At 69.3% G+C, this 4,720-nt stretch carries 9 protein-coding genes and 1 pseudogene; 5 read left to right on the plus strand and 5 right to left on the minus strand.

The features are described from left to right. On the minus strand, positions 1 to 372 hold the full coding sequence (locus VF468_08965) for a glyoxalase superfamily protein (GenBank protein HEX5878437.1): 372 nt from the start codon (positions 370 to 372) through the stop codon (positions 1 to 3). A 64-nt stretch (positions 373 to 436) separates the two neighbouring features. Further along, a pseudogene (locus VF468_08970) lies at positions 437 to 555 on the minus strand (cold shock domain-containing protein). 476 nt (positions 556 to 1,031) lie between these two features. Here VF468_08970 and VF468_08975 point away from each other — a divergent pair. The 4 genes from VF468_08975 (at position 1,032) to VF468_08990 (ending at position 2,975) form a co-directional block, all read left to right on the plus strand. After that, the gene (locus VF468_08975) at positions 1,032 to 1,649 is read left to right on the plus strand and encodes a DUF4097 family beta strand repeat-containing protein (protein ID HEX5878438.1); all 618 of its coding nucleotides are present in this window, start codon (positions 1,032 to 1,034) and stop codon (positions 1,647 to 1,649) included. Between the two features lie 441 nt (positions 1,650 to 2,090). Continuing rightward, a complete protein-coding gene (locus VF468_08980) occupies positions 2,091 to 2,360 on the plus strand; it encodes a hypothetical protein (GenBank protein ID HEX5878439.1) in 270 nt (89 codons plus the stop codon). After that, positions 2,360 to 2,839 carry an SRPBCC family protein gene (locus tag VF468_08985; protein ID HEX5878440.1) on the plus strand — a complete coding sequence of 160 codons (480 nt, stop codon included), beginning with the start codon at positions 2,360 to 2,362 and terminating at the stop codon, positions 2,837 to 2,839. Before VF468_08980 ends, VF468_08985 begins: the two co-directional genes overlap by 1 nt. Before the next feature lie 7 nt (positions 2,840 to 2,846). Beyond that, positions 2,847 to 2,975 carry a hypothetical protein gene (locus tag VF468_08990; GenBank protein ID HEX5878441.1) on the plus strand — a complete coding sequence of 43 codons (129 nt, stop codon included), beginning with the start codon at positions 2,847 to 2,849 and terminating at the stop codon, positions 2,973 to 2,975. On the opposite strand, the gene VF468_08995 is transcribed toward VF468_08990, so the two are convergent. Beyond that, the gene (locus VF468_08995; GenBank protein ID HEX5878442.1) at positions 2,968 to 3,204 is read right to left on the minus strand and encodes a hypothetical protein; all 237 of its coding nucleotides are present in this window, start codon (positions 3,202 to 3,204) and stop codon (positions 2,968 to 2,970) included. The genes VF468_08990 and VF468_08995 overlap by 8 nt on opposite strands. Positions 3,205 to 3,517: 313 nt before the next feature. Next, entirely contained in the window at positions 3,518 to 3,709 is a 192-nt protein-coding gene (locus tag VF468_09000) for a PspC domain-containing protein (GenBank protein ID HEX5878443.1), read from the minus strand. A 125-nt stretch (positions 3,710 to 3,834) separates the two neighbouring features. Between VF468_09000 and VF468_09005 the strand changes: the two genes are divergently transcribed. Then, complete coding sequence (locus VF468_09005) at positions 3,835 to 4,323, plus strand: LURP-one-related family protein (GenBank protein HEX5878444.1); 489 nt, start codon at positions 3,835 to 3,837, stop codon at positions 4,321 to 4,323. Between the two features lie 212 nt (positions 4,324 to 4,535). Here the strand turns inward: VF468_09005 and VF468_09010 are convergent. Continuing rightward, positions 4,536 to 4,720 (minus strand): tryptophan-rich sensory protein (locus VF468_09010; protein HEX5878445.1); only part of this gene is annotated, 185 nt, incomplete at its 5' end.

The raw sequence follows: 4,720 nt of genomic DNA on the forward strand, positions 1-4,720 counted from the left end.
TTAGTCGCGAGCAGGCAGCTGCTGCACCGACCAGCGGTTGCCGTCCGGATCCTGGAAGAACACGAAGGAGCCCCAGGGGAACTCCTGGACCTCGCTGACCTCCACCCCCCGCTGGGCCAGCTCCCCACGCGCGGCATTGATGTCGGAGACGACCAGCTGTAGGCCTGCGGCCGAGCCCGGTGGCGTGTCCGCGACCCCGATCCCAAGGGCGATCGAGCAGGCCGATCCGGGCGGCGTCAGCTGCACGAAACGAAGCTCATCGCTCACCCTGTGGTCATGGTCGGCATTGAAGCCGACCTTGTCGGTGTAGAAGGCCTTCGCGCGGTCCACGTCCGAGACGGGAACCGCCACCAGCTCAAGCTTCCAATCCATGGCATCGTCCTTGGTCGCTACGGTTGGCAGTCGGTGAAGCCCAGCACCGTCGACGGCAAGCACCCTAGCCCTCGCCCTCGGTAACGTCGAACTCGACGGTCTGCCCCTCCTCCAGCGAGCGGTAGCTGGCAGCCTCGATCGCACTGAAGTGCACGAAGATATCCGGGCCCCCTGACGCTCGATGAAGCCATAGCCCTTGTCAGGGTTGAACCACTTGACGGTTCCTCGGTCATAAGCGTTGTCCCTTCCTCCGTCATCTTGGAGGTTGCCTCCCCACGCCGGCCCAGGGTGACGCCGGTTGAACGACAGGCCACGGCAGCGGATTGGACAACCTCAGTGAGAGAAGCAGCCTGACCTGGCTATAGTTCAGCGGGCGTGTGGGACTTGAACGGTCGCGCCGACGCTCGAGTGCCGCCGGGACCACGACCTGGTACGGGAAGCCCGTATGGAAGTACGGCTTGCCCACGAGCAGAGGAGTGGGCTCGCCGATCCCGTAGGACGACCGCCCTACCCGCCCGTTGCCAGCCCCAGATGTTCCAGGCGGGCGAGCCATGGTCAAATCAGGACGAGCCGCCCAGCGGCGCGCATGAGGGGGCAGACAGATGAGGTCCAGGCCAGGCCAGGCCGGTCGTGCCGTCGTCGCGGCCTTGGTCGTGTTGATGCTGCTGGCAGGCTGTAATGGCGACGACGACGGCACCACCGCCACCACGGGCGCCACCGAGACCGCACCCGCCCCGACCCCGACGCCAACTCCGACCACGGCCGCCGGTGGCGGCCAGACCGGCGGAGGGACCAGCCCTGGCAGCTGTGACGGCTCCATCGGCGCCGAGACGGTGGAGAACGTCGAGGTCCCCGCCGGTGCCACCTGCACACTGGAGGGCACGACGGTCACCGGCAACGTCCGGGTGCGCCGTGACGCCACCCTCGATGCCCGGCGCGTGAGGGTCGATGGCGACGTGCAGGGCGAGAACGCCCGGGCTGTCAACGTCACCATGTCGTCGGTGGATGGCAACATCCAGGTCGAGCAGGGCGGCTCCTCCAACGTCACCCGCACCCGCATCGACGGGGACCTGCAGTGGGAGAGCCAGCGTGGACGCCTGGTGGCCGACCGCAACGTCATCGATGGCAACCTCCAGGCCGAGAGCAACCGCGGCGGGCTGACCGTCACCGGCAACCGCATCGACGGGAACCTGGAGTGCGAGTCGAACCGCCCCGCGCCCACCGGCGGGAACAACAGGGTCGAGGGCGACAAGGAGGACCAGTGTGCGCGGCTGTGACCGCGTGACCTCGACGCGCATCGCAGCGAGGACTACTGCGACCCGAGGTCGACGAGGGCGAATGGCAAGGCGGCGGGGGTGTACCTGCACCTCGGCGTCCGTCAGGAGCCTAGCTGGCGGTGCCGCGGTCTCGTCCGATGGCGGCCGGGGCCTTCAGACATGGACCCGATAGCGGTGGCTGATCGGCGCCCGCCCCGACCCGCTCCTTGCGCTGCCGGACGACCTGCGCGCTAGGCTGGCAGCGGGCTTGGCGGGCGGTGTGGGTCCGGAGCGCCCGGCGCCGGTCCACACCGACGACCCGCGCCGAAGGCACCGCGACGTGCTCACGTCCCATGGAGGAACTCCGGATGACGCAGGAGCGTCCATCTTGGCGGTGGCGCGACCCTCACCCTGGGGCTCGTCCAGCGTTGGGGCGAGGTCTATCCCCGCTGGATCCCGTTGGTGGGCGGCAAGCCGGTCCGGCCGGGCGCCGCGACCCTCCCGGCGTCGCTGGTCGCGGTCCTGATGACCTCGGCCGGGCTGGGGCACTGGCGCGCGGCGATCCTTGGCTACTTCCCCGAAGGCAGCTCGGGCGAGAACTGGGGGACGGTCGCCCCCGGCTACCTGTGGCCGCTGTGGGGCGTCGCTCTGGGGGCCGCCACCCTCGCCTACCACCTTCGCCGGCGCGGCCGATGCCCTTACTGCGGCCGACCAGATCCGAGCGGGAGGTGATGGCAGTGCTGCACGTCGAGGTGTCGACCACGGTCGAGGCGTCCAGGCCCACGGTCTTGGACGTCTACGGCGACTACGCCGGCTGGCCTCGGCTGTTCCCCACCATCGGCGGGGTGCGGCTGCTGGCCCGCCAGGGGCCGAAGCTGGTCCTGGAGGTCGACCACATGGAAGGCAAGGTCCGCAACGAGCTCCTGGTCCGGCCGCCGGACGCGATCGACCTGTGGGAGGAGAAGCGCCACTACGACGCCCAGTTCAGCAACCGCTTCGAGACCGTCCCCGGCGGGACTCTGTTCACGGTGCACGGCGACATCCGCCTCAAGGGCTGGGCCAGGCTGCTCCAGCCGTTCCTCCGAGGCTACGTGCGCCGTCAGATGCAGCGGCTGCAGCTGCAACCGGTCAAGGCCGAGGCGGAGGCACGCGCCCGGCAGGCCGCCGAAGCGGCCTGGCGCAACCAAGGGAGATGTCGCAGTGCTGAGTGAGCAGCTGGTGAGGTCCCTGGCGGTGGCGCTGCTCGTGCTCGGCACGACAGCACCGGCCGACGCGGGCGCAGCGCAGCCCGAGCGGGCCCCGGCCGGCGCCAGCGGCCGGTTCGTCCAGGGCTGGATGGCTACGTGACCGTCTCGGAGGCCGAAGGGCGGGTCTCCGGGTGTGCCGGGGTCGCCTGCTGGTCGACTCGGAGTTCGTGGACATGCAATCGCTTGACCTCGAGGTCCTCGATCTTGAGGTGCCGCACGACCGCCCGTCCGACCGCCAGCCGACCGACCGCCAATGCGCCGACGGCCCCGGCACCAACGGCCACCGCCCCAATCGCGGCCGCCCCGACGCGAGCCGTTGCCAGCTGCACCACCGCAGGTTGCCGCCGACGTCGGCCGAGCAGAGAGCGGGATGATGGAGCCCATCGAAGGCTATTCATGCCCGGGTCCTCCTCGACTCAATTCTTCGCGCCGCCTCATCCTCAATGCGCGAACCTCCCGTTGATAACTGGCCGATGCGTGATCACTGTTGCTCGGCCAGGATCAGGCGGCGAAGTATCCACCGATCGAGCACAGTGCCAGCGGCGAGGCGTGCAGACGCACTCCCATCGCCGACCTGGTTGGCTGACTCCGAGTCAAGGCCGCTTTGTCCCGAACCGAGCCGGACGGTTGAGTCCCGGCTGCCTACGGCTCCTTGGGGACGATGATCCACATGGCCACATAGAGGATCACACCCGAGCCGCCGAGCACGGCCAACAGGACGAACAGCACCCGGATCAGGGTGGGGTCGAGGTTGAAGTGCTCGGCCAGGCCACCACACACCCCGGCCACCTGGCGATTGGTCTTGCTGCGGTACAGCTTGCGGGGTGGGTCCATGGCGCCGCCTTTCACGAGGCGTACCTGCATCCGGCCGACCGTGCACAGAAGCCTACTGGTTGTTGAGGGGTCAAAGAACCAAGATGGCGGGGCGAATCTCCGTCGTCGAGCAGGGAGGCAGGCCGATGTACCTGATCCGCGAGCGGTTCTTCCGGTTGGGCCAGGACTCCGACATCACCGACGAGCACGGCCGGCCCGTCCTCCACGTCGACGGCAAGGTCCTGAGCCTGCGCAACCGGCTGGTCCTGCGCGACCCCGACGGGCGGGAGGTGGCCCAGGTCCAGCGCAAGCTGGTCGCCATGCGCCCCACCTACCAGATCTCGGTCGCCGGGCAGGAGGCCGCCGAGGTCCGCAAGCGCCTGTTCACCCCGTTCGGCGACCGGTTCACCATCGACGTTCCCGGCCCCGATGACCTGGAGATGTCCGGGGATCTGTTCGACCATGAGTTCAGCATCGGCCGTGGCGGCCAGACGGTGGCCACCGTGTCCAAGCGCTGGTTCAGCACCCGCGACACCTACGCGGTCGACGTGGCCCCCGGCCAGGACGACCTGCTGCTCCTGGCCAGCGTCCTGGCCCTGGATCTGGCCCAGGACCAGGAGCGCGACCAGCACTGACCTTCGACGCCGCAGCGGACTGGCTGCTGACCAGCGATGAGCGGGGCAACGCCGTCGACGCCGCAGACGGCATGGACAGCACCGGCCGGCTGACCGTCCGCACCGCGTCCGGCGCCACCGCGGCGACCTGCGCTTCACCTCGGCCCGGCCAACATCCGCTTCCAGGTGCTGTTGCCCTCATCCAGAACGGGTAAGGGCGCGGCCCGGTGGGCTCAGACCGGTTCGCGCAGGTCCCCACCATGGGCGGCCACGGCCCAGATCACGAACACGTTCAGGGTGATGATGAGCAGCGACCAGAACGGGTAGTAGGGGATGAACAGGAAGTTGGCGATCGCGCTGAGCAGCGCCAGGGTGATCGCCACCGCCCGGGCCCAGGTCCTGCCCGACAGCAGCCCCC

The organism is Actinomycetota bacterium, assembly GCA_036280995.1.
GTDB lineage: Bacteria > Actinomycetota > CALGFH01 > CALGFH01 > CALGFH01 > CALGFH01.

Coding starts and splice junctions, on each gene's coding strand:
- VF468_09005 (HEX5878444.1), top strand. CDS start 3,835: ATGTACCTGATCCGCGAGCGGTTCTTCCGGTTGGGCCAGGACTCCGAC.
- VF468_08975 (HEX5878438.1), top strand. CDS start 1,032: ATGCTGCTGGCAGGCTGTAATGGCGACGACGACGGCACCACCGCCACC.
- VF468_08985 (HEX5878440.1), top strand. CDS start 2,360: ATGGCAGTGCTGCACGTCGAGGTGTCGACCACGGTCGAGGCGTCCAGG.
- VF468_09000 (HEX5878443.1), bottom strand. CDS start 3,709: ATGGACCCACCCCGCAAGCTGTACCGCAGCAAGACCAATCGCCAGGTG.
- VF468_08965 (HEX5878437.1), bottom strand. CDS start 372: ATGGATTGGAAGCTTGAGCTGGTGGCGGTTCCCGTCTCGGACGTGGAC.